The organism is Pandoraea horticolens, assembly GCF_902459555.1.
In the GTDB taxonomy this organism is placed as follows: Bacteria; Pseudomonadota; Gammaproteobacteria; order Burkholderiales; family Burkholderiaceae; genus Pandoraea; species Pandoraea horticolens.
Genome location: NZ_CABPSM010000011.1, coordinates 81,437 through 105,301 on the forward strand (window position 1 = coordinate 81,437; position 23,865 = coordinate 105,301).

The following is a 23,865-nucleotide window of genomic DNA, read 5'->3' on the forward strand; positions in this document are numbered from 1 at the left end:
GCCGACGCTGTTTCGCGTCGTGCTTTCCATAGCATCCCAGACAGTTTGGCGTGCAATTATAGCCAAATGTAAGACGGTGCAATGTTTGTATGACGAAGAATGTAGCGTTTTTCAGGAATTTTTCAGGGAATCGGAATGGGCATAGTGCCAGTTTCGCCGAATACGGCTTGTCACTACGTTATAGAGCATGGCAGGAGACGGTTAAGGGGGAAATCCCAATTTAAATGCCGAAATTGAGAAATGCGCCGAAGGTAGGCGGACAAGCGGCAGGGCGCGGTTAAGTGCGCGGGGCGTCGGCGACGAAAGAGAACTCGCGGCGATCGGACAAAACACTGGGCAATTGGCCTGGTGTCACGGTCACTTCCACCATGTCGATGCGGCCGTTGCGATGGTAACGAAGCAGCGTCGTGCACCGGGTTCCGTAGGCTGGCGACGCGATGAACGTCGCCGACAGCGAGCGTTCCCATTCCCGCGAGATGCCAGTCTCGGGCAGCGCGTCATCCGGTGCTTGCGCCGGGTCGCGCATGATCTGCAACAGCGTGGCGTCGTCGGCATTTTGCGAGAGCGCGCTGGCAAGGGCGTCGCGTCGGCTGATCAGTTTCGGCCAGGGCGTATCCAGTACGGCGTTGGACAGGCCGTGGATGCCCGGCGTGATGGCGTGAGCGACGGGGACCGCATGCGGCATGCATGCATGGCCGCCAACGTGATCGGCCCGATTCCCTAACCAGAACAAATCGCCCGCAGGCAAATCTCCCGCGAGCAGATTGAAGCCGGCGTACTCGTGTGCATGCCGCTCGATGCGCGACAGATCGTCGCCGAACGATGTGGCGTCGAGCATGGCCGAGACCAGCAGGCCGCGTGACGGGGCGTCCTTCGGCGCCATCGGGGCGCGGCCGTCACGGAAGTTCGTGAGCGCCGCAAAACGTCCTGTGCGATTGACGCCCATCCACGTACCGCCACCGCGTAAGTCGCGGCCCGCGAGCACGTCCGGGCGGTCGTGCCACCAGTGCATCGGTTCGGCAGGACGTTCGAAGAATTCATCGCGATTGGCGAGAAGGACCAGAGGCGTGTCGCTGTCGGGTTGCCATGAGAAGACGATCAGACACATGGGGTTTGCGCGTCGACGAAGCACTCGGTATGGCGGTCGCCCTCGATCAGCGCGGTCAGTCCCGACTCGGCCGCCAGTGACGGCAGCGACGCGACAAAGGCGGGACCTACGTTGTCGTAACGCTCCATCCAGGTCGTGGTGCCTGCGGCGGTGTCGTTGGCGGAGGTGTCGGCGCGCCATTGCAGGCGTCCCGATGCACCGAAGCGCGCCGCCGTCAGCGCGAAGAGTTGCGCAACGGCCTGACGCGCGGCGGTGGCGTTGTGTGACGAGACGCGGTAGTAGACGTAGCAGTCCATGAGCAGTCGCTGGGAGGCCGGATCAGGAGGCCGTCGCAGACGACGCGGGCGTTTCCGTCGGATCGACGATCTCGTACGGCAACTCGGTGAACACGAGGGCAGGGCCGTCGGCACTGCCAAGCCGAACGTCGTCGGTCTCGCGCGCGGCCAGTTTCACTTCGACGAGCGCGTCGTAGCCACCGTCCGGAGCCGGTGCGGCTTGTACCACCATGCCGCACGGCTGGCCGGGATCGCTCGTCTCGACCAGTTCCTGTCCCGGCGCTGGCTGCGCGCCATCCATGTGCGCAAGATGCAGGCGCCGCTTGATGGTGCCGCGATACTGACTGCGCGCGACCACTTCCTGCCCTGGGTAGCAGCCTTTGCGGAAGTTCACGCCACCGACGACCTCCCAGTTCACCATCTGCGGGACGAACTGTTCCTGCGTCGCTGTCGTGACACGCGCCACGCCACTGTGCACGTCGAGCCACGCCGCGAGGGCTGGGGCGACCACAGTGAGGCCCGCGGCCTGCGTCAACGCTGTCCATACCTCGGCAGCCTGCGTCACCGGCACGCTCCACAGGAAGCGCGAGAGCGAGCGTGCCTTGCCGGCATCCGGCAGGCGGATCAGGCTGGTCGGGGCATCGCCAAGCGTCGCGTGCGCGGCCCCGAGCGCTGCGGCGGGCAACGACGGGAACGTGCTGGCCAATACGGCCTCGGCGGCGGGGCCACCGACTTGAAGCAATACGTGGGTTGCGGTTCCGTCCGTCAGTTTGGCCTTTGCGCGCAGGACGAACATCGAGAGGCGTTTCTGCACGGCCGCTTGGACCTCGACGTCGCACGCCAGATAGATCGTGGCGTCGGCCGACGTGTCGCGCCACATCAGGAACGTAGCGAGCAATCGTCCTTTGGCTGAACAATAACCGGCCAGACGCGCCTGCGCAGCGGCAAGACGCTCAACGTCGTTGGTTAATTGGCCATGCAGGAAGGGTGCCGCATCGGCGCCGTTCACGGCGATGAGGCCGGTGTCGCTGGCGAGCGAGACGAAACTGCCGGTTCGCAGCGCCTCGAACTGTGCGGCCCGAGCGCTTGCGTCGGACGGCACGTCGGAGGAGGAAGCGGCTGCCGCTTGGGGCAGAAGATCACGCCATTGGGAGGTCATAAACGGGAGAGCCTGTCAATCTGTGAGGGTTCGGCAAGTCAAAGTATTATATTGGGTCTTCCGCCGGGATGTGCGAGCCCGGTTCGACACGCAATACGCGCCCGTCGACACCGTCGTTGCTACGCAAATCCGGCTGACCGAGCCCCCCGAACCCGCTGCTGTCGTTACACGGCTTACCCTGCAATTCATGTCTTTCATCAAACGCCTGTTGGTCCTGTTGATTGTCGCCGCGCTGGCGGCGGGCGGCGCTTTCTATTATTGGGCACAGACCCCCCTGCAACTGGGCAAGCCGACGCTCGACGTCACGATCAAGCCGTACAGTTCGGTGCGCAGCGTGGCCGCGCAATTACGCAGCGGCGGTGTGCCGGTCCACCCGCTGCTGTTCAATTTACTTGCCCGCGTCATGGATGTGGGAACGAAGCTCAAGTCGGGCAACTACGAGTTCGCGACCGGTATTACGCCCATCGAGGTGGTGGAGAAGCTCGCGCGCGGAGACGTCAACCAGTACGTGGTGACGATCATCGAGGGCTGGACCTTCAAGAAAATGCGCTCGGAGATCGATGCCAACCCGGCATTGCGTCACGATACCGCCGGATTACCCGATGCCGACGTCATGCAACTGGTGGGCGCAGACCGGGCCGAAGCCGAGGGCATGTTCTTCCCGGACACCTACCTTTTTCCGAAAGGCACGAGCGACGTCGATGTGTACAAGCGGGCCTACCGTCTGATGCAGAAGCGTCTGGACGAGGCGTGGGCCGCCCGGGCACCGGGACTGCCGTATACGACACCCTACGAAGCGCTTATCATGGCATCGCTTGTCGAGAAGGAGACGGGGCAGGCCGTGGAGCGCGCTCAGGTCGCGGCGGTATTCATCAATCGGCTGCGCAAGCGCATGCTGCTGCAAACCGATCCGACGGTGATCTACGGCATGGGCGATCTGTACACCGGACGTCTGCGCAAGCGCGATCTGCAAACGGATACCCCGTACAACACATACACACGCGCCGGCCTGCCGCCGACGCCTATCGCGCTGCCGGGCGTGGCGTCGCTGGCGGCGTCGCTGAACCCTGCGCCGACCGATGCGCTGTACTTTGTAGCGCGCGGCGACGGCACCAGCCATTTCTCGACGAATCTCCAGGAGCACAACCGCGCCGTGGACAAATATCAGCGAGGTGAACAATGACGCAATCCTCCGTGCCCCCGGCAGCGGTGCCGGGCAAGTTCGTGACTTTCGAGGGCATTGACGGTGCGGGCAAGAGCACGCACGTCAACGCCTTTGTCGACACGCTGCGTCAGGGCCTCGCCAGCGTGGGACGCAACGTCGTCGCCACGCGCGAACCCGGCGGCACGCCGCTGGGCGAGGCGCTGCGCAAACTCGTGCTCGATGAGCCGATGGATATCGAGACGGAGGCGCTGCTGATGTTCGCCGGACGGCGGGAGCATCTGGTCAAGGTGATCGAGCCAGCGCTCGCGCGCGGCGACTGGGTCGTCTCCGACCGCTTCACCGATGCGACGTTTGCGTATCAGGGTGGCGGGCGCGGTCTGTCGATCGACAAACTGACGACGCTCGAGCGGTGGGTTCAGGGCGCGCGCCAACCCGATCTGACGATCCTGTTCGATCTCGATCCGGCGATTGCCGCCGCGCGACTGGCTGGCGCCAGAGCACCCGACAAATTCGAACGCGAATCGGCGGCGTTCTTCACGCGCGTGCGTGAAGAGTATCTGCGCCGCGCCGGGGAATCGGGTGGCCGGTTTGTCGTGATCGACGCCGCGCAGAGTATCGCGGCGATTGCCGGTCAGCTCGCGGGCGTGTTTGCCCGTCTGGGGTTACCCGGGCACTGATCGCGCCGACGCGCGATAATCCGCTTATTCCATCGACGAGCGGGACACCTGCGGGATATCGTCACATCCTTAGCCCACACAGGACAACGCTGCCCCATGATCTGAGCGCTGTGTTGTTTCGCCCGAGACGCCGCTTCCGGCCAAGGAGCCTACATGCTGTATCCGTGGCAGTCACAGGACTGGACACGCCTTAACGACCTGCGCGCCCAGATGCCGCACGCGCTGCTGTTACAGGCGGTGCCGGGCATTGGCGAGATCGAGCTTGCCCGCACGTTTGCGCAGGCACTGCTGTGCGAATCGCCGCGCGACGATTATTTGCCGTGCGGCACCTGCGGTGCGTGCCAGTGGCTCGCCAGCGGCAATCACCCGGACTTTCGCGGCGTCTGCCCTGAGGTGTTGGCGGATACTCTGCCGGGGGCCGAGGCCCGCGCCGAGGCGGATGGCGACAAGAAGACGAAGACACCGAGCAAGGAAATCAAGATCGAGCAGGTGCGCGAGGTGATCGATTTCGCGAGCATCGGATCGCACCGTCAGGGGCTGCGCGTCGTGCTGCTGTATCCGGCCGAGGCGCTCAACGTGCATGCGGCCAACGCGTTACTCAAGACGCTCGAGGAGCCGCCGGAAGGAGTCATCTTCCTGCTGGTGACGACCCAGCCCGACCGCCTTTTGCCGACCATTCTGTCGCGCTGCCGCCGTCTGGTGCTCACGCGCCCGGATGGTGCTCAGGCTTCGCGATGGCTCATGGCAGAAACCGGCCTCGACGCGGCCAAGGCTGCCGCCGTGCTTGCCGAAGCCGGTGGAGCGCCGCTCGCGGCGCGGGCACTGGCAGAGCCGGAGGAGCGCGGCTGGCGCGACTGGCTGCTCGGTCAGCTTGCGCAGGGCGCGGCGATCGACGCCTTCGCCTGTGCCGAACAACTGCACAAGGGCAGCCTGCCGGGCATTCTGGAGACGTTGCAGCGCTGGTGCTTCGATGTACTGGCCGAACGCATGACCGGCACCGTCCGTTTTTTTCCGGGGCATGCGCAGGCCTTGCGCCGCTGCGGCGACACGACGGACGACGTTCACCTGCTGGGTTTCCTGCGTGAGCTTGCGCAGCAGCGTCAGGTGCAGAATCACCCGCTCAATACGCGCGTGCTGCTTGAGGCGCTTTTTCTGCAATACAAACAGTTGTTTGGCGGACCGGCATCGCTTTGATGCAAGCCACCGGCAACCGATCGCACATCATGTTCATCGATTCGCACTGTCATATCAACTTCCCGGAACTGGCCGAGCAGATGCCCGACCTGCTCGCGCGTATGCGCGAGAACAAGGTGAGCCACGCCCTGTGCGTCTCGGTCGATTTGCCGACACTTCCGCAAGTGCTCGAGATCGCGGCGCAGCACGAGAACGTGTACGCCTCGGTGGGGGTTCATCCCGATTACGAAGACACGCCGGAGCCGAGCGTCGACGATCTCGTGCGTCTCGCCGCCACGCCGAAGGTGGTCGCCATCGGCGAGACCGGGCTCGACTACTATCGGCTTGAAGGCCGGAGCATCGAGGATATGGAGTGGCAGCGCGAGCGCTTCCGCACGCATATTCGCGCGGCACGCGCCACGGGCAAACCACTCATCATCCACACACGCTCGGCCGCTGACGACACGCTGCGCATCATGCGCGAAGAGCAGGCGGGCGAGCCCGCAGGGGTAATGCACTGCTTCACCGAGAGTTGGGACGTCGCGCAAGGCGCGCTCGATCAGAATTTCTATATCTCGTTCTCGGGCATTGTCACGTTCAAAAGCGCGCGCGATTTGCAGGACGTGGCGCGCCGCGTGCCACTCGAGCGCATGCTGATCGAGACGGATTCACCCTATCTCGCCCCCGTGCCTTATCGCGGCAAGCTCAATCAACCCGGTTACGTGCGCCATGTGGCCGAGTTCATCGCCGACTTGCGCGGCGAGCCCTTGCAGAAGATTGCCGATACGACGACGGAGAACTTTTTCCGCCTGTTCGCGACGGCAAAGCGCTGCCCCGCATCATCCGATTGACCGAATTTTCCCTAACGTTATTCAACGGACTACCGACAGGAGCCCCCTGATGCGCAAATTTTCGATGATCCGAGCCTGGATGTTACTCAGTGTGCTTTGGCTGACCGCGTGTGCCACGGCCGCCACGTCCAACTCCGCATTGGTCAAGGCGGTCGTCTTCAACGATACGAAGGCTGTCGCGCAGGCGCTGAAGGCGGGTGTCGATCCGAACTCGACGGACGAGAAGGGCAATCCGCTGCTGGTGATCGCGATGCGCGAGAAGTCGGTCGACGTTGCGCGCCTGCTGATCGATGACAAACGCACGGATCTCGACGCCAGCAACGCGGCAGGCGAGAACGCCATGATGATTGCCTCGCTGCAAGGCCTCGCGCCGATGGTCAAGTTGCTGATCGACAAGGATGCGGAGGTCAACAAGAAGGGCTGGGCCCCGCTGCATTATGCGGCGACCAACGGGCATGACGACGTCGTGAAGATCCTGCTCGATGCCTCGGCTTACGTCGATGCCGAGTCGCCCAATGGCACCACGCCGCTCATGATGGCAGCACGCGGCGGACATATCACGACATGCAAGGTGCTGCTCGATGGCGGGGCGGATGTGCGCCTGAAGAACCAGATCGGTTTGTCGGCCATCGACTTTGCCACGCAGGCGAACCAGAAAGAAATCGCGGACGGTCTGCGCAAGCGCCTTGAACAGGTGCAGCAGTCGCGTCCGGCAGGTAAGTAAGACGACCGGGGCGCCGCCGCAGCGGCACAGCCGGTTACGGCTTGTCGCGCGGCGCACCGTGGCGGCCGACGCCGCCGAGAAATTCGCGGGCGCCGGCGATGCCCTCGGAGAACACCACCACATGTCCGGCAGCGCCCTCCTGGCGCAGCGCCGCTTCCAGCGACATATCCCATTGCGCGTAAGCTGCCCTGCGGTCGGCGCGCAGCGCGCCTTGCGGCAGCGCGGCGAGTTGTTGCGCCAGCGCGAGCGCGCCCTGGCGTGCCATGCCTTCCGGCACCAGCCGGTTCACCAGTCCGATTTCGTAGGCTTCCTGTGCGCCGACAGCGCGTCCCGTGAGGATCATGTCGAGCGCACGGCTCATGCCGATCAGTCTGGGCAGACGCACCGTGCCGCCGTCGATGAGTGGCACGCCGAAGCGCCGGCAGAAGACGCCGAACGTTGCCGAGTCGTCTGCCACCCGCAGGTCGCACCACAGCGCCAGTTCCAATCCGCCCGCCACGGCGTGACCGCTGACGGCCGCAATCACAGGCTTGTCCAGATGCCGGCGCGTGAGTCCCATCGGGCCGTCGCCGCTTCCATCGGGCGTGACCTCGTTGCGGCGTTCGGGGTCGTCGAACGCCGAGAGGTCGGCGCCTGAGCAGAACGACGCGCCCTTGCCACACAGCACGGCGACGCTGGCGCTGTCGTCCTGCTCGAAGGCCAGCAAGGCGTCACGCAGTGCAGCGGCCATGTGGCGGTCAACCGCATTGCGTCGTGCCGTGCGCGCGAGCGTGATGATGGTCACGGGCCCCCCGGTCTCGACTTCGACGCACGGGGGGCTCGGCGAGGGGGTAAGTGGGTGCATGGCATGTCTCCTCGCGGCGGGGGCTGCCTCCTTCGTCAGGCCACAGCCGGTTGGGGGCGGCGCAACAGGGCCGGTTTGACGGTGCCTTTCGGCGCACGAAGGTCGGCGATGAAGCGGTCGCGCCACGTCGACAGATTATGCTCGCGCAACGTCAGCATCATGGTGGCGTGGCGCGCTTGCCGCTCGGACAGCGACATGTTCAGCGCGGTGCGCAGCGCCTCGGCCATTCCGTCGATATCGTACGGATTCACGATCAACGCGCCGTCCAGTTCCTGCGCAGCGCCCGCGAAGCATGACAGCACCAGCACGCCAGGGTCCGCAGGGTCTTGCGAGGCAACATACTCCTTCGCCACGAGATTCATGCCGTCGCGCAACGGCGTGACATAGCCCACTTGCGAGGCGCGGAAAAACGACATCAGCACCTCGTGATCGTAACGTTTGTTGATGTAGCGAAGCGGTGTCCAGGCCAGATCCGAGAAGCGGCCGTTGATATGGCCCGCCTCGGTCTCCAACTGACGCCGGATCTCGCCATATCCAGCCACGTCCGAGCGGCTCGGCGGCGCGACCTGTACGAAGCTCACCGTCCCTTGCTGGTTCGGCCACAGCTCCAGCAAGCGCTCGAAGGCACGAAATCGTTCCAGCATCCCCTTAGAGTAGTCCAGACGATCCACGCTCATGATGAGCTTGCGTTCCTGCAATCCTTGCTTCAGATCGAGGATGTGTTTGACCGTGGCGCGGGCGGTTGCCTGCTGTTGAATCTCGTCGGGATACACGCCAATCGGATAGACGCCGGTGAGCAGCGTTCGGTCGTAGGCGGTGACTGTGCCATCGTCGTGCAGCGTGCCCCCGGCATGCCGAACCAGGTAATCGGTGAAGGCCGTGCGGTCGGTTTCGGTCTGGAAGCCGACGAGATCGTATTCGCACATCGCGCGCACCAGGGCGTCGTGCGGCGGCACGGTCATGAGCACTTGCGGCGATGGAAACGGGATATGCAGGAAGAAGCCGAGCCGCTGCTTCAAGCCGATGTGACGGCAGACTTGCGCGAACGGTAGCAAATGGTAATCGTGAACCCAGATCAGATCGTCATGCTCGAGCAGTGGCGCGAGCAACGCGGCGAAGCGCGCGTTGACATGCCGGTAGCCGTTGTAGTCGTCACGCTGATAGCGCGCGAGGTCGTCGCGATAGTGAAACGTCGGCCACAGGGTCGCGTTCGAAAAGCCGCGGTAGTACGTGTTGTAGTCGCGGCGCGTGAGCGGCACCGTGGCGAAGGTGACGTTGTTGCGATGAGCGATCTCGGGCGCGCTCGCCGGCTCGGCGTTGATTTCTCCGTTCCAGCCGAACCACATACCTCCGGTGTCCTTGAGTGCGTCGAACACGCCGATGGCCAGACCGCCGGCGGTAGGTTTGCCTTCGGTGATCGGGGCAACCCGGTTCGACACGATGACTAAGCGACTCATACTCCATTCTCCTGTGAGGGTTGGCGCGGGGAAGCGTGGCGCAATGTCAGCAGCCAAGCCGTGAGCGCTTCCGGCGACGGCAACCGGTGATGGGCGCAAGTCTCTCCCTCACCGATCTTGATCGTGATGCCACCCAGCGCATTCACGTCTGCAAATCCGGCCTCGTCGGTCAGATCGTCGCCGGCAAACAGCGGCGTTCGCCCGGCGAATGGGACCTCCTTCAGTAGCGTGGTGATAGCGCGGCCCTTGCTGACGTGGCGCGGCCGCAATTCGAAGACAAACTTGCCGGGTTGCAGCACGAAGCGCTCGGCGTGCAGATTGGCCAGTGCGCGCATCGCATCGCGTGCCAAGCCCGCCAACTCGGGTGCACCGCGGTAATGCAGTGCAAGCGCGCCGCCTTTGTTTTCCAGCAACAGACCGGGATGTTGGGCGACGAGCGCATGGAGCGGCGAGACCATCTCCGCGATCAGGACCGTGTCGATAGCGTGACCCTCGGCCCGGATCAGTTCCCCGTCGGCATGACGGATTTCGGCACCGTGCAGACCGGCAGCAGCCACGCGCAGCGGGGCGAGCAAGCCGTCGATCTCGTCGATGGCACGCCCGGAGACAACCGCGATGGCGCCGTGCGTACGCTCAAGCAGGCGAGCCAGCGCGCTAGCGGTGTCACGCGGCAGCCGGACCGCATCGGGACGGGGGGCCAGCGGCGCCAGCGTGCCGTCGAGATCGAAAAAAAATGCCACCGTGGCAACGTCGACATCGCAAGTGTCGGCCGGTGTCGTCGTCGGTGGGGCGTAAAGCGAAGACACTAAGGGTTGCATGGCACTCCGTCGCTGTCGTGCCGCAGGTCGAGAAGTCGTATCCGGGGCCGTGCGGCGGGCGCAGGGGGAATGTGGCCGGGACGTGACTTGCGGCGGTTCGGTGGGCGGGAGCGCGGACATCCGCGCCGACAAATTCATCCTAATCGTTCAAAAAGCGACGGGGGGTCGTCCTTTCTATGAAATTCCTGTCGGATGGGGCCTACAAGGCAGGGAAAGGCAATCAGATATTGAATATGAGAATCGTTTGCAATAACATTCCGTAATTGCCGCAAAGTGGTCCATCGGGGATTGCGGCACGGCACACCTGCCACGCACGCGCCACCGCCGGCGCACGGACGTGCGTTGGACGATAACAATGACGAAAAGACTGTGGTTTCAGTTGCACTGGTTCTTTGGCATTACCGCCGGACTGGTGCTGGCAGTGGTCGGTTTCACCGGCGCGCTGCTTTCTTATTACGAAGAGCTTACCCGGGCTTTCAGTCCGGGCGTGATGACCGTGGCGGTGCGCGACACGCCACCGCTGCCTATTCCCGAGCTGATCGCGCGGGTGCACGTTGCGGTGCCCGACCGGCGTATTTTGCTCGTGACCGTGACGCGCGCGCCAGAAGACGCTGTTGGCGTACGGCTGTCGATTGGCGACGGGACGCGCGGCGAGACGTACTTCGTCGACCCCTATACCGGGCAAATGCTTGGCCGCTCGCAGGCCGATATCGTCTTTCGCTTCATCATGGATGTTCACCGTTTCCTGACCGTGGACGGAATCGGCAAGCAGATCACGGCGGCGGCCACGCTGTTGCTGTTCCTGTTGGCGCTGAGCGGGCTCTATCTACGCTGGCCGCGCCGGATCGGCAACTGGCGCGTCTGGCTCCATATCGACTTCAAGAAGCGCGGGCGGCCGTTTCTCTGGAATCTGCACGCGGTGATTGGCACGGTGGTGCTGGTGCCGTATCTGCTGTCGGCCACGACGGGACTCTACTGGTCGTACGATTGGTGGCGCGGCATGCTGTTCTCGATGGCCGGCGTGCCACAACCCGTGCGCAACAAGCCGGCAGCCCAGCCGAAGATGGCCAGGAAGGGCGAGGGCAAGAAGGCAGCGCTGCCTGATCTGGCCTCGACGTCGACAGACGGCATGGACACAGTGTGGCGCAGTTTTACCGCCCGCGTGCCGGACTTTACGAAGGTTTATCTGCGCCCGGCGCAAAAGCCCGGCGGATCGTTTCAGGTGACGTGGCTGGACAAGTCGGCGTCGCATGAGCGGGCGTTCAGCCGCATGGACGTTGACGGGGCCTCCGGCGAGATTCGCAACGAAGACCGTTACGCGGAAAAAACGACGGGCGGCCAGTTGATGACAAGTATCTATGCGTTGCATCGCGGCAGCTTCTTCGGGCAGGCCGGCATCATCGTGATGATGTTCTCGAGCCTGATGATGCCGGTGTTCTTTGTCACGGGCTGGATGCTTTATCTCGACCGTCGCAAGAAGAAGCGTGCATTGGCGGCGTCGCGCCCGGTCGCGGTGAAACACGGCCCGCAGGCACCGGTGGGCGCGTCGCTTGCCGAAGAGGGGGTGCTGATCGGCTACGCAAGCCAGAGCGGGGTGGCCGAGGGCCTCGCATGGCAGACGGCGGGCATGTTGCAGGGGGCAGGTGTGCCGGCGCAGATTCAGCCGCTCGCCCGTATTGGTCAGGCACAACTGGGCACGGCCAAGCGGGCGTTGTTCATCGTCAGCACGTTTGGCGACGGCGAGCCACCCGACAGCGCGCGCCGGTTTGCGCAGCAATTGATGAATCAGGCGATGGCGCTGCCGACGCTGCGTTTCGCAATGCTCTCGCTGGGCGACAGCCATTACGACCGATTCTGCGGATTCGGGCGCAAGCTCGACGGCTGGCTACGGGCGCAGGGGGGGGTAGCGGCATTCGAGCCCATCGAAGTCGACCGGGGCGATCCGGGGGCATGGACACGCTGGCAGGAACGGCTTGGTGAATGGCTGGGCCGTCCGCTGATGTCGTCGATGGCCGATGACGGGCCGCGTTTTGCGTCGTGGCCGCTGGCCGAGCGCGAACTGCTCAATCCGGGCAGCGCCGGGTTGCCTGCCTATCATCTGGCCTTCACGCCGCCGCCGGGCGCCAAATGGGTGGCGGGCGATCTGGTCGAGGTGCTGCCGCGTCATACCGCCGTGCGTATCGAGCATTTCCTTGCCGGCAGCGTCTGGACTCCCGACGTACGGGTACGTGTTGCCGGACGCGACGCAACATTGGGCGAAGCGTTGCGCGAGCGCGTGATCCCCGATGCCGTCCCGCCGGCGGGGATCGATCTGCAGGACTGGCTGGATCGTCTGGCGCCGCTGCCTGAGCGTGAATACTCGATTGCGTCGACACCGGACGAAGGCCGGCTGATGTTGCTCGTGCGCCAGACGCGTCATCCCGACGGGGCGCTGGGGCTGGGCTCCGGCTGGCTCACCGATGGCGTGGCGTTGGGTGAAGGCGTGGCGATGCGCGTGCGCTCGAACCCCGGTTTTCATGGTCCGGCAGACGCGCGCGGCATGATCCTGATCGGCAATGGCACGGGGCTGGCGGGACTGCGCGCGCACCTTGCCGAGCGAATCGCGCAAGGGCACGCGCACAACTGGCTTATTTTCGGTGAGCGTCAGGCGGCACATGACGGTTTCCACGACACGACCTTGCGCCAGTGGCAGGCGCAGGGCGGCATTGCCCGCGTCGACCAGGTGTATTCGCGCGATCAGGCGCAGCGCATTTACGTGCAGGATCGAGTCCGCGAGGCGGCGCAAGACATCGCGGCCTGGGTGGCAGACGGCGCATCGATCTACGTGTGCGGCAGCCTCGCTGGCATGGCCCCTGCGGTGGATGCCGCACTGGCCGACGCGATTGGCGTGGACGTCCTGCTCGACTTGTCGGCGCAGGGGCGGTATCGCCGCGACGTCTACTAGACGTGACTCGGTGGTGTGCTAACGTAATGACAGGGCTCGATGTCGATCGAGCCCTCTTTCATCGTCTCGCACATCCATCCATCGATCGCAGCGGGAGGGGACAATGACGGCAACGTGGCAGGTCGTAGTGCACGGGCGAGTTCAGGGAATCGGCTATCGCGCGGCGTGCGTGGTCGAGGCGCGCAGGATCGGACTCAGCGGGTGGGTGCGCAACCGTCGCGATGGTTCGGTCGAGGCCATCGCACATGGCGAAGCCGCTCAGTTGCTGGCGTTGTGCGAGTGGATGCGCCAGGGGCCGCCGGGGGCGCAGGTGTCGTCCTGCGACATTGATAAGGCGTGGGTGACGGAGTTGCCACTGAAGGACTTCGAGCAACGCGCGAGCATTTGAAGCGGCGCGGCGGTGCCGGCATTGCATCGCAAGCCGAGCGCGCTTTCGGCATCCCGGAACGCGCCCGTCGTGTCGTCGGGGCGTTGTCGGAGGATGCCTGAGGCCGCAACAGTGAAGTACCGCCCTGGTTGGCCGGCGACGGCGGCTTCGCGATCAAGCGGTCAGCGCCAACGTGCCCGGCGTTGGGCTGAGCGTCGCGTTTGCGGCGCCGCCCGCGTGCGAATGGGCGGCTTCGTGAGCCGACAGACGGAACAGGGCCACTGACTCGCGCAGGCGAGCTGCCTGTGTCTCGAGTGCTGCCGCCGCGGCAGACGCTTCTTCCACGAGTGCGGCATTCTGCTGCGTCATCTCGTCCATTTGCGTCACGGCCCGGTTGACCTGCTCGATGCCGCTTGACTGCTCGATGCTGGCGGCCGAAATCTCTCCCATGATGTCGGTGACGCGTTTGACCGATTGCACGACTTCCACCATCGTGGCGCCGGCGCGCTCGACCAGACGGGTACCGGTCTCGACGCGGTTGCCCGAAGTCTCGATCAATCCCTTGATTTCCTTGGCGGCCGACGCGCTGCGCTGTGCCAACGTGCGCACTTCGCCCGCGACCACGGCGAAGCCGCGGCCCTGTTCGCCGGCACGCGCGGCTTCGACGGCGGCATTGAGCGCCAGAATGTTCGTCTGGAAAGCGATGCCGTCGATGACCGTCAGGATATCGGTGACTTTCTGCGAGGCTTGCGCGATATCGCGCATTGTCGTCACGACTTCCTGTACGACGTCGCCACCGCGCGCAGCGGTATCCGACGCCGTGACGGCCAACTGGCTGGCGGCACGGGCGTTTTCGGCGTTCTGTTTGACGACGGCCGTCAGTTCTTCCATGCTCGCCGCCGTTTGCTCCAGCGACGACGCCTGCGATTCGGTACGTTGCGAGAGGTTGGCGTTGCCGTCGGCAATCTCGCGGGCGCTGGTGTGAATAGCTTCCGTGCTTTCGCGCACGGTGCCGACCGTGCTCGCGAGCCCATCGCGCATCCGGCCGAGGGCGCCGAAGAGTTGGCCCATCTCGTTACGCGTGTGCTGTTCGACTCGCTGACTCAGATCGCCTGCGGCGATGCGCTCGAAATGGGAGATGACTTCGCGGATCGGCCGCAGCACGGCACGCGCGAGCATTGCCCGGCCCCACAGTGCGAGGAGCAGAGCAATGATCAGCGTGGCCCCCATCGCAACGCGCATGACGTTGTAGCGCTGCTGAGCCGCGTCGAATCGGGCCTTCTGACGGGCAACCTGAATGTCCTGCAGCTCACGCAGGGCCGAATCCAGGGCGGCGTACGCCGACGGCGCAACGCGTGCCTGAATCTGGTGGAACCCGGCCACATCGCCTTGCTTGAGCGCGTTGAGTGCCGGTGTCACGACTTTATCGAAAAAGGTCCGGCGCTTTTCGTCGGCCGTCTTGGCCAACTCCGCTTCGTGCGCATCTTCTTTGGGACGTTTCAGATAATCGCTCCAGAGCGCGTGCGAAGCGGCGACGTACTGGTTGCCCCGGTTAAGCACTTTTTCCGACTCTTCCTGATTTGCCCCGAGGCTGACATACGAAGCGTAGGTCGCCATTGACAGACGAGTCCGCAGAATCTGCTCGCCAGTGCCCTTGAGTTCGGCCAGGGCGGGGGTATCTTCCGTAGCCATCTTGCTCAGGGATTCATTGCTGGAACTCAGTGCCTGAAGGCCCAGAACGCTGACGAGGACGAGTAGTGCACCAAGCAAACCTAGGACGAGTGTCAGGCTGGTCCGAATCGTAATGTTCTTATACATATGGATTGATGGATTGAATGCCCAGGGCGCGGAGTGAGAGCGTGCGGCCTCCCCGCCAGTTAGAGAGTGCAAGACGGGTCATAGGCATTATCGGCAGATGAGAGACGGAACTTGAGTTATTCGGCTCGGGCGATTCCGAAAGTGTGACGTCCGCAAAAGAAGATCGGAATTTGCGCAGTCGCAAGCGCCTTGCAAAAGGCCAGACTTAAAGGCTCCTGCAGTTCTTCAGTACGCCGAAGCGCGTGATTCGTGATGAGGCGTCAACGACGCGATGAATTTCGATAAATTCAATTCCCGGTGCGGTGGCGCCGATCCCGGACGGTATGAACCCGATGGAGCGCAAGGATATGTAAGGGGCGACCGACAGGACGTCAGCATTTTTCGAATGGCGCTGGTGCACGAGTTGCGGGCCCCGCTCCAAGTGTTGCAAGGGCATCTCGATGCGCTTTGCAGCGGTGTCGATGGCGGCATGGGGGGCGAAGCCGGGGCGATTGCTCCCAGCGAACGACTTGGCGCCATGCGCAGCATGCTCGGCGTGGTGGCGGGCGCTGTAGACGATGTGCTGCAATTGGGGCAGGGCGAGGCCACGCATCTGCCACTGCATGAGCGCGTTTTCGAAGTGCGTGCGTGCCTCGACGAGGAGGTCGACGCGTTTGCGGGTGCCGCGCATGCCAAAGGACTCGTGCTGGGGTGCCACATCGCAGACGACGTGCCCGTCATGATGTGGGGCGATGCCGCTCGCCTGCGTCAGATGTTGCGAACGCTGCTCGACAATGCGCTGAAATACACCGTTTGCGGTGGCGTTGCGGTCAGAGTCTCGTGGGATGCCACGCCAGCGCATGCGCATGCGCATGCGGCGACTCGGCGCGATTCTGCTGAGATCGGGCAGCGAAGAGGCGAGCGTTCGGGGCAATTGACGATCTTCGTCAACGACTCCGGGCCTGGCATTCCTGCTGGCATGGAAAGTGCAGTTTTCGCGGCGTTTGCGCGAGCGGATCGCTCGGTGTCGGGGACGGGGTTGGGGCTGTGGATCGCGCAACAGTGGGCGCAGCGCATGGGGGGCTCGTTGTGCGTTGAACCGTCGGCGTCGGGGGCGAGGTTTCGGCTAACCGTGCCATTTGCGATGCCGTGCTCGATGCCTGCGGTTGGCGCGGACGATGCGGCCGCGCCATCGCCATCGGTTCGGGACGTACCTGTCGCCCGTGTGGACGTGCGCTCTGGACTGCGCGCGCTGGTGGTCGACGATCACGTCATGAATCGCGCCATCCTCGCGGATCAATTGATGTCGCTCGGGTGTGTCGTCGAGCGCGCGGAAGATATCACCGAGGCGCTGCTGCAATGGATTTCACATGATATCGACGTGGTGCTCACCGATGTGCAACTCGGCGGTGCGTGCGGTCTGACACTGGCGAAAACCCTCCGAGCACTGGCCCCGGTGCTTCGCCGCCGGGCACCCGTAGTATTTGCGGTGACCGGGTCGGTGGTTGGGGCACGGGCAGCCCGGGAGGCTGGCATTGACGATGTCCTGACGAAACCGGTGTCGCGGCAGCGGCTCTCTCAAACGCTGGCGGTGCGGTGGCCATGCCCCGGTATCGAGGGGGTAGAACGGGGGGAGGGAACTGGGGAGATTGCGCCGGGCGGTACGGCTGAGCATCCGAAAGCGACACGGCCGTCGCTGGTGGACGATCCCTACGCGCGACGCATGATGCGCGAGGAAATGGCCAAGGATCTTGCGCGCTTTCGCCGGTTGATCGCCAGGCGTCGTCCAGCCGATCTCGATGCGGCGCAGGCGTTGCTGCATCGCATGCGCGGAGCGTGCCGGATGTTCGGGGATCCGGCGTTGACCGCGCGATGCGACCGGCTATCCGAGAAGCTGGCGGACTGCCGGATCGCACCCGGTGATTACAGATAGCGGCAGACGGCGAGATAGTGGCAGGCAGTGCCGCCAACGGCGAACAGATGCCAGACGAGGTGCCCGAACTTGATATGGCCGTCGAGTGAATAGAAGATGGCGCCGACGGTGTAGGCGACACCGCCTGCGTAGAGCCATCCCGCACCGGGGCCCGGGATGGCGGCGAGCACCGGGCCGGCGACCAGCACGGCCATCCAGCCCAGACTGATGTAGATCAGGGTGGAGACGAGCGGCCGATCCAGCAGGCCGAGCGTCTTTGCGATCAACCCGGCAATGGCCATCACCCATACGCCGGTCAGCAGTGGCCAGCCCCACGGGTCGTGGAGGATCTTGATAGTGAAGGGAGTGTACGTCCCGGCAATGAAAAGAAAGATGGCGCAATGATCGACCCGCATGAACAACTGCTTCGCGCGGCCGTCGGGCAGCCCGTGATACAACGCGGAGGCCAGATAGACGACTACCATCGTGACCGCAAATACGCCGATGCCGATCTGCTGCACCGTGCTTGGCATGGGGGGGCGGACTGCCGTGAAGAGGAAAGGGATCGCTGCGAGAGCCGCCAGACAGGCAACGCCGTGACTGGCGCTATTGGCGAGTTCTTCACTTCGGGTTTGTGCACGTGTCAGGGCTTTCATGCTGCGTCATCCTGTGATTCGACTGCGATCATGCAGGGTGCGCGGCACGCCACTTGCGGACGGCTTCCATGGTGTTGGCGACGTGCTTGTCCGGATCGAGGCTGACGTAGCTGTAGATCACCTTGCCGTCGGGGGCAATGACATACGAGACGCGATTGGCGTAATCGGGTTTGAGCGAGAGCACTGCGTCATAGGCGCGCATGATGTGCTGGTCGGTATCGGCCGCCACGGCAAACTTGCTGCGGCACTCGGACACGGAGAATTTGTTGAGTGTGTCGATGTTGTCGTGCGAGACGCCGATGACCGTCGCGCCCATCTCCTTGAACTTGTCGGTCGCTTCGGCAAAGTCGTAGGCTTCGATCGTGCAGCCTTGGGTGAACGCCGCAGGATAGAAGTACAGCACGACGGGGCCGTTCTTGAGCGTGTCGGCCAGCGAGAAGGTGAATACTTTGCCGCCGAGCGATGCCTGAGCGGAGAACTCGGGGGCTTGGGTGCCGTTTTTCAGAGCGGCATGCGCGGGGATGAAGCACCAGGCCGTCACACCGATAATGGCGGCTGCGGCAGTGAATCCGAACCAACGTTTCATGCAAGGCTCCCGAAGTGGATGCTTAAGGATAGAGGCTTGCGAGGGCGCTGTCCAACGTGCGCCAGCGTTTCCGACGATGCCGGTAGCGTGGTGCCCCCTTCCGTCGAGTGGCCGTCAGTCTACTGACAGTTTCGTGACATTCCTCTGTCAGCATGATGTCATGAAGTGCCGGAGGAAGATCCGGCAATCCCGACAATATGCGGAGGGGCGTCACCGATAGGCAGGACGGTCGTCGACTTGATCTGAGAGAGCGCGATCATCGAGTTGACCTCCTGGACCATCGGCAATTGTGAAAGCCGCTCGAAGAAGAAACGCTCGTAAGCCTCGACATCGCGCGTGACAATACGCAGCAGAAAGTCGACGTTGCCCATCAGCACATGGCATTCGAGAACTTCGGGGAATTCCTGGATCGCCTTCGAGAACTCCGGCAGCGCGTTGCGGTTGTGGCCCGCGAGCTTCACATGCGCGAAGAGCATCACGTTCAGCCCGACCTTCTTGCGATCGACCAGCGCGACACGCCGCTCGATGACGCCCTCGGCATCGAGCCGGTCGATGCGGCGCCAACATTGGGATTGAGACAGGCCGATGCGCTCGCCGATTTGGGCGGCCGAGAGCGATGCATCCACCTGAAGGATTGCGAGAATTTTCTCGTCGAATTCGTCAAGTTGCATGATTGATTCCTAAATTGCTTTTCGCGTGAATGAATCATGTGAAAACAACGGAGTTTTGTCAACGATACGCGAAGCATTTACCGGCTGATCGCCGTATGCTTGATGCTCATTAGGCATATTTGCCGCAACAATCCGCCCTCGTTCGACGGAATCCGCAGGAAATCACGTACCCATGAAACTCGATCTGACGTTGCCCGCTGCCGAAGCCGCGACCGGTGCTGTCGCCCAGCCCGTTGCCCCGTTGTCTGCCAAAGGCGCAGACCTCATTGCGCGCACGCTGGTCGAGATTGGCGTCGATACGGTGTTCTGCTATCCGGGCGGAGCCAACCTCGAGATGCTTGACGCGCTCTCGCGCGTGGCGATCACCCTGGTACGCACCGAGCACGAACAGGGCTCGGTCTTCGGCGCGCAAGGCTATGCTCGGGCCACCGGTAAGCTGGGTGTTTGTCTGGCGACCTCCGGGCCCGGCGCCACGAATCTGGTGACCGGGATTGCCGATGCCGCAAGCGACTCCGTGCCGGTCCTCGCCATCACCGGGAATGTCGCCACGCACTGGCTCGGCAAGAACGCGTTTCAGGAAGTGGACATCGTCGCCATCACCAAGCCCGTCACCAAGCTCGCCCGGCAGGTGCGCGAGCCGCGCGACATTCCCGCCGCGCTGCGTGAAGCGGCGGCGTGCGCGCTGGCAGGCCGTCCCGGCCCCGTTCTGCTCGATTTCCCGAAAGACATTCAACAGGCGCGCCCCGACCAGCCGACCGATAAGCGTTTCACGGCACCGGTGCCGGCCGGAATGAGCGAAGAGACCGCTCAGCGGATCGCCGCCCTGCTGGCCAGAAGCGAGCGCCCCGTGATCTATGCCGGAGGGGGCGTGATCGCCTCGGGCACCGGGACGCGGCTTGTGGCGTTGGCCGAAGCGCTCGATTGCCCGGTGGCGCTCACCATGATGGGCCTCGGCGCCATGCCGGACGACCACCCGCTGCTGCTCGGCCCGCTCGGCATGCACGGGGCCTACGCGGCCAACGTTGCGGTGAACGAAGCGGATCTCGTGCTGGCGCTCGGTGTACGCTTCGACGACCGCGTGATCGGCGACCCGTCGTCGTTCGCCCGCCACGCAAAGATCGTCCATGTCGATGTCGACGCCGCCGAAATCGGCAAGAACAAGCCCGTCACGCTCGGCGTGCATGCGGATCTGCGCGACGCTTTTTCCGGCCTGCTGGCGTATGCGAAGCGTCTCGGCGTGCCGGACTGGCACGCCTACCTGCGCGAGCGCCGCGAGACGCATCCGCTACGCGTGGCCCAGCCGGTCGCAGCCGGCGAGGCGAGCGTGCTGACCGGCGTCGACGTCATCACGGCGCTGGCGGCGCTGCTGCCGCCGGAGGCGGTCGTGACCACAGGGGTTGGGCAGCATCAGATGTGGGCGATGCAACACCTGCGGCTTCGCCAGCCGCGCACCTTCTTGTCGAGCGCGGGCTTTGGCACGATGGGCTTCGGTCTGCCTGCAGCCATCGGCGCGAAGGTGGCGTTGCCTGACGTGCCGGTGGTCGACATTGATGGGGACGGCAGCCTCAATATGTCTGTGAACGAGCTGTCGACGTGCCGCCGGTACGGGGTGGGCGTCAAGGTGCTGGTCATCAACAACCAGTGGCTGGGCATGGTCCGGCAATGGCAGGACATGATCTACGCGCGCAATCGTGTGGCGTCGTCGCTGGTTGACCCGAACGCGCCTGAGGGCGCTAACGATGGACGGCCGTATCCGGACTTCGTCACCATTGCCGCTGGTTACGGCGTGGCGGGGGCGCGCGTCACCCGAGCGGAGGAATTGCCCGCCGCGCTCGCGCGTATGCTGGAAGACCCGAGCGAGCCCTACCTGCTGGATGTCCTCGTCGCTCGCGAAGATGACGTCTACCCGATGATTCCTGCGGGCAAGACCTACCGCGACGTGGTTTTCGGTCCCGGACAAGCCGCCGGACCCATCGCGGCAGGGGCGTTCTGAGGTCCCGTCAACCGGGCCGGACAACGGTGGAAATAGGGCGTTGCTCCGGTATGGTTTGCATTCTCGTAATATGAGAATTGCGCGGCACGTCGCGAGATCGCAACGACACCACCCGCTTCGGCGGGTTTTTTTCGCTTTGGGAGCGTCGAGGAGTATCATTGCGCTCTTTCAAGAATTCTCGCCAAGGAAATCAACATGTTGACGAAGCGCCTCGTGCTGGCTGCCGCCTGTTTTTTGACGACATTCGCCGCGGTGCCGGCAGCGCAGGCCGCCGATCCCACGTACACCGTGGGTGCCGGCGGCACGTATCGCCCGTTCGAGTTCGAAACGCCGCAAAAGGAACTGGTCGGCTTCGACATCGACATCATCAAGGCGATCGGCAAGGCAGGCGGATTCAACGTGAAGCTGGTCAGCACGCCGTGGGAAGGCATCTTCGCCACGCTGGATCAGGGCGATCGCGACATCATCGTTTCCGGCATCACCATTACCGACAAGCGTCGTGAAATGGTCGACTTCTCGGCTCCATACTTCCCGGCCGACCAGGTCATCATCACCTCGCCGAACGCCAAGGTCACCGGCCTGGCCGATCTGAAGAAGCTGCAAGTGGGCGTGGTCAACTCGAGCACGGGCGATATTGCCGTCTCGGACGAGCTGGGCAAGGCTAGCACGGCGATCCGCCGCTTCGACAACACCCCGCTGATGCTCGAAGAGCTGTACCGCGGCGGTGTGGACGCCGCAGTAGGCGACGTCGGCGTGATCAAGTTCTATATCAAGAGCCACCCGGAAAAGCCGTTCAAGCTGGTCTACGACAGCAAGTTCAAGCGCCAGTACTTCGGCATTGCCGTGAAAAAGGGCAACAAGGTGGCGCTCGACAAGATCAATACCGGTCTGAAGAAGATCGTGGCTGATGGCACCTACGCCAAGATCTACAAGCAGTGGTTCGACGCCGACGTGCCGGCGCTGCCGCAACAATAAGCAGCGCGTGTAAGATTCGCGCCACGCGCGCCAGACATCTGGCCACTCGCGGCCCGTGAGCTGATCGTCGGCTATCGACGTCAACCCCCGGGCCGCGAGCGTTTTTCCGCCGGACCGCCGGTTCGTTTCATTTTGTGAGAAAGGTGCTTCATGGGTGGGTTCCAGTGGAACATCATCAGCGAATATATGCCCCTGTTCGTCGAGGGCACGCTGATGACGCTCAAGTGCACGGTGATCTGTGTGATCGCCGGCACGTTACTTGGGCTCGTGCTTGGCGTCGGCCGTCTGGCCGAAGCGCGCCACGGCTTCTACAAGTATTTCCTGCGGTACGCGGTGCAATATCCGGTTCGCTTCTACGTCAGCTTCTTCCGGGGCACGCCGCTGTTCGTGCAGATCCTGCTGATCCACTTTGCACTCATGCCGCTGCTGATCAATCCGTCGGGCGGAGTGCTCGTGAGTGGCGACTTGGCGCGTGAAATCCGTTCGCAATATGGCGCGTTCATGTCGGCGGTGCTGGCCATTTCGCTGAATGCCGGGGCATACGTTTCCGAAATTTTCCGCGCAGGCATTCAGTCGATCGATCGCGGCCAGGCCGAGGCTGCCCGCTCGCTGGGGATGACCTACATGCAGACATTGCGCCGCGTCGTGCTGCCGCAAGCCTTTCGCCGCATGCTGCCGCCGCTGGGCAACAACGCCATCGCAATTGTGAAGGACTCGTCGCTGGCATCGGCCATTGGTCTGGCGGAGCTGGCCTACGCGGCGCGTACCGTGTCCGGTGCGTACGCCCGTTACTGGGAGCCGTATCTGACGATTTCGCTCATCTACTGGGTGATCACGCTGGTGCTGTCGGCATTTGTTCAACATCTGGAAGTGAGGTACGGCAAAGGTGATCGTCGTCAATAACCTGCAGAAGCAGTACGGCGAGGCGCACGTGCTGCGCGGCATTTCATGCCGCATCGACGAAAGCGAAGTCGTTTGTGTGATCGGGCCGTCGGGGTCGGGCAAGAGCACGTTCCTGCGCTGCCTGAACGGTCTGGAAGACGTGAGCGGCGGCGAAGTGCTCGTCAACGGCTTTCATGTGGAAGATCCGAAGACGAACATGAATGCCATGCGCGCCAGCGTAGGCATGGTGTTTCAGCGCTTCAATCTGTTCCCCCATATGTCGGTGCTCGAGAACCTGATTCTCGCGCCGATGCAGGTGAACGGCATCAAGCGCGCCGAGGCCGTGACCATTGCCGAGCAACTGCTGCGCAAGGTGGGCCTGATCGACAAGATCGACGCGTTCCCGAACCAGCTCTCCGGCGGTCAGCAACAGCGTGTGGCCATCGCGCGTGCGCTCGCCATGCAGCCCAAGGTCATGCTCTTCGACGAGCCGACCTCGGCACTCGACCCGGAACTCGTGGGGGAAGTGCTCGAAGTCATGAAGTCGCTTGCCAATGAAGGCATGACGATGGTGGTGGTGACCCACGAGATGAGTTTTGCGAGCGAAGTCTCCGACCGTGTTTTCTTCATCGATCAGGGCGTAATCATGGAAGAAGGCACGCCGGAACAGATCTTCTCGGCCCCGAAGCACGAGCGTACGCGCGAATTCTTGCGCAAAGTCCTGTAATTCTCACGATTGCGACGCGCGCCGAGGTATATCCGCGCGTCGCATCTGATTACAATGCGGGGGTATGCGCGCCGAGTGCCGTTCTGAAGCCTGTTCGCAGGTGG

The 23,865-nt window shown here is 63.7% G+C and carries 22 protein-coding genes; 12 read left to right on the forward strand and 10 right to left on the reverse strand.

What is annotated here, in order from left to right; genetic code table 11:
- Positions 1-277: 277 nt before the first annotated feature.
- The 3 genes from PHO31112_RS17885 to ygfZ are packed head-to-tail and all read right to left on the reverse strand — an operon-like array spanning position 278 to position 2,542.
- The gene (locus tag PHO31112_RS17885; RefSeq protein ID WP_150621709.1) at positions 278-1,108 is read right to left on the reverse strand and encodes an NRDE family protein; all 831 of its coding nucleotides are present in this window, start codon (positions 1,106-1,108) and stop codon (positions 278-280) included.
- Positions 1,099-1,404: a DUF4936 family protein gene (locus PHO31112_RS17890; protein WP_150621710.1), complete on the reverse strand. Its 306-nt coding sequence runs from the start codon at positions 1,402-1,404 to the stop codon at positions 1,099-1,101. The genes PHO31112_RS17885 and PHO31112_RS17890 overlap by 10 nt, the downstream gene beginning before the upstream one ends.
- Positions 1,405-1,426: 22 nt before the next feature.
- Entirely contained in the window at positions 1,427-2,542 is a 1,116-nt protein-coding gene (gene ygfZ, locus PHO31112_RS17895) for a CAF17-like 4Fe-4S cluster assembly/insertion protein YgfZ (RefSeq protein ID WP_150621711.1), read from the reverse strand.
- A gap of 187 nt (positions 2,543-2,729) precedes the next feature.
- On the opposite strand from ygfZ, the gene mltG reads away from it, so the two are divergent.
- The 5 genes from mltG to PHO31112_RS17920 all read left to right on the forward strand — a co-directional run bounded on the left by mltG (position 2,730) and on the right by PHO31112_RS17920 (position 7,132).
- Positions 2,730-3,725, forward strand: coding sequence for an endolytic transglycosylase MltG (gene mltG, locus PHO31112_RS17900; protein WP_150621712.1), 996 nt, complete (start codon positions 2,730-2,732; stop codon positions 3,723-3,725).
- Positions 3,722-4,384, forward strand: a complete 663-nt coding sequence (gene tmk, locus PHO31112_RS17905) for a dTMP kinase (protein ID WP_150621713.1) — start codon at positions 3,722-3,724, stop codon at positions 4,382-4,384. Before mltG ends, tmk begins: the two co-directional genes overlap by 4 nt.
- Positions 4,385-4,537: 153 nt before the next feature.
- Entirely contained in the window at positions 4,538-5,578 is a 1,041-nt protein-coding gene (gene holB / locus PHO31112_RS17910) for a DNA polymerase III subunit delta' (protein WP_150621714.1), read from the forward strand.
- A 29-nt stretch (positions 5,579-5,607) separates the two neighbouring features.
- Complete coding sequence (locus PHO31112_RS17915) at positions 5,608-6,408, forward strand: TatD family hydrolase (RefSeq protein ID WP_150621715.1); 801 nt, start codon at positions 5,608-5,610, stop codon at positions 6,406-6,408.
- Between the two features lie 49 nt (positions 6,409-6,457).
- Complete coding sequence (locus tag PHO31112_RS17920) at positions 6,458-7,132, forward strand: ankyrin repeat domain-containing protein (RefSeq protein ID WP_150621716.1); 675 nt, start codon at positions 6,458-6,460, stop codon at positions 7,130-7,132.
- Between the two features lie 34 nt (positions 7,133-7,166).
- On the opposite strand, the gene PHO31112_RS17925 is transcribed toward PHO31112_RS17920, so the two are convergent.
- The 3 genes from PHO31112_RS17925 to otsB are packed head-to-tail and all read right to left on the reverse strand — an operon-like array spanning position 7,167 to position 10,251.
- Positions 7,167-7,976 carry a crotonase/enoyl-CoA hydratase family protein gene (locus PHO31112_RS17925; protein ID WP_150621717.1) on the reverse strand — a complete coding sequence of 270 codons (810 nt, stop codon included), beginning with the start codon at positions 7,974-7,976 and terminating at the stop codon, positions 7,167-7,169.
- A gap of 35 nt (positions 7,977-8,011) precedes the next feature.
- Positions 8,012-9,433, reverse strand: a complete 1,422-nt coding sequence (otsA, locus tag PHO31112_RS17930; protein ID WP_150621718.1) for an alpha,alpha-trehalose-phosphate synthase (UDP-forming) — start codon at positions 9,431-9,433, stop codon at positions 8,012-8,014.
- Positions 9,430-10,251, reverse strand: a complete 822-nt coding sequence (gene otsB, locus PHO31112_RS17935; protein ID WP_150621719.1) for a trehalose-phosphatase — start codon at positions 10,249-10,251, stop codon at positions 9,430-9,432. Before otsB ends, otsA begins: the two co-directional genes overlap by 4 nt.
- Before the next feature lie 355 nt (positions 10,252-10,606).
- On the opposite strand from otsB, the gene PHO31112_RS17940 reads away from it, so the two are divergent.
- Positions 10,607-13,195, forward strand: a complete 2,589-nt coding sequence (locus PHO31112_RS17940; RefSeq protein WP_150621720.1) for a PepSY domain-containing protein — start codon at positions 10,607-10,609, stop codon at positions 13,193-13,195.
- A 103-nt stretch (positions 13,196-13,298) separates the two neighbouring features.
- On the forward strand, positions 13,299-13,583 hold the full coding sequence (locus PHO31112_RS17945) for an acylphosphatase (RefSeq protein WP_150621721.1): 285 nt from the start codon (positions 13,299-13,301) through the stop codon (positions 13,581-13,583).
- Between the two features lie 153 nt (positions 13,584-13,736).
- On the opposite strand, the gene PHO31112_RS17950 is transcribed toward PHO31112_RS17945, so the two are convergent.
- The gene (locus PHO31112_RS17950) at positions 13,737-15,380 is read right to left on the reverse strand and encodes a methyl-accepting chemotaxis protein (RefSeq protein ID WP_150621722.1); all 1,644 of its coding nucleotides are present in this window, start codon (positions 15,378-15,380) and stop codon (positions 13,737-13,739) included.
- 385 nt (positions 15,381-15,765) lie between these two features.
- On the opposite strand from PHO31112_RS17950, the gene PHO31112_RS17955 reads away from it, so the two are divergent.
- Positions 15,766-17,292: a sensor histidine kinase gene (locus PHO31112_RS17955; RefSeq protein ID WP_174995772.1), complete on the forward strand. Its 1,527-nt coding sequence runs from the start codon at positions 15,766-15,768 to the stop codon at positions 17,290-17,292.
- Here the strand turns inward: PHO31112_RS17955 and trhA are convergent.
- The 3 genes from trhA to PHO31112_RS17970 all read right to left on the reverse strand — a co-directional run bounded on the left by trhA (position 17,283) and on the right by PHO31112_RS17970 (position 19,184).
- Positions 17,283-17,927 carry a PAQR family membrane homeostasis protein TrhA gene (gene trhA / locus PHO31112_RS17960; RefSeq protein ID WP_150585485.1) on the reverse strand — a complete coding sequence of 215 codons (645 nt, stop codon included), beginning with the start codon at positions 17,925-17,927 and terminating at the stop codon, positions 17,283-17,285. The two genes, PHO31112_RS17955 and trhA, sit on opposite strands and share 10 nt — an antisense overlap.
- A 28-nt stretch (positions 17,928-17,955) precedes the next feature.
- A complete protein-coding gene (locus tag PHO31112_RS17965) occupies positions 17,956-18,513 on the reverse strand; it encodes a peroxiredoxin (protein ID WP_150621724.1) in 558 nt (185 codons plus the stop codon).
- A gap of 158 nt (positions 18,514-18,671) precedes the next feature.
- On the reverse strand, positions 18,672-19,184 hold the full coding sequence (locus tag PHO31112_RS17970) for an Lrp/AsnC family transcriptional regulator (protein ID WP_150621725.1): 513 nt from the start codon (positions 19,182-19,184) through the stop codon (positions 18,672-18,674).
- A 172-nt stretch (positions 19,185-19,356) separates the two neighbouring features.
- Here PHO31112_RS17970 and ilvB point away from each other — a divergent pair, with 172 nt between their 5' ends.
- The 4 genes from ilvB to PHO31112_RS17990 all read left to right on the forward strand — a co-directional run bounded on the left by ilvB (position 19,357) and on the right by PHO31112_RS17990 (position 23,761).
- Positions 19,357-21,177: a biosynthetic-type acetolactate synthase large subunit gene (gene ilvB, locus PHO31112_RS17975; RefSeq protein WP_150621726.1), complete on the forward strand. Its 1,821-nt coding sequence runs from the start codon at positions 19,357-19,359 to the stop codon at positions 21,175-21,177.
- A 195-nt stretch (positions 21,178-21,372) separates the two neighbouring features.
- Positions 21,373-22,152, forward strand: coding sequence for a basic amino acid ABC transporter substrate-binding protein (locus tag PHO31112_RS17980; RefSeq protein WP_217427043.1), 780 nt, complete (start codon positions 21,373-21,375; stop codon positions 22,150-22,152).
- Positions 22,153-22,302: 150 nt separating this feature from the next.
- Positions 22,303-23,055 (forward strand): amino acid ABC transporter permease, encoded by a 753-nt coding sequence (locus PHO31112_RS17985; protein WP_010808029.1) that lies wholly within the window; start codon positions 22,303-22,305, stop codon positions 23,053-23,055.
- A complete protein-coding gene (locus PHO31112_RS17990) occupies positions 23,039-23,761 on the forward strand; it encodes an amino acid ABC transporter ATP-binding protein (RefSeq protein WP_150621727.1) in 723 nt (240 codons plus the stop codon). Before PHO31112_RS17985 ends, PHO31112_RS17990 begins: the two co-directional genes overlap by 17 nt.
- Positions 23,762-23,865 lie beyond the last annotated feature (104 nt).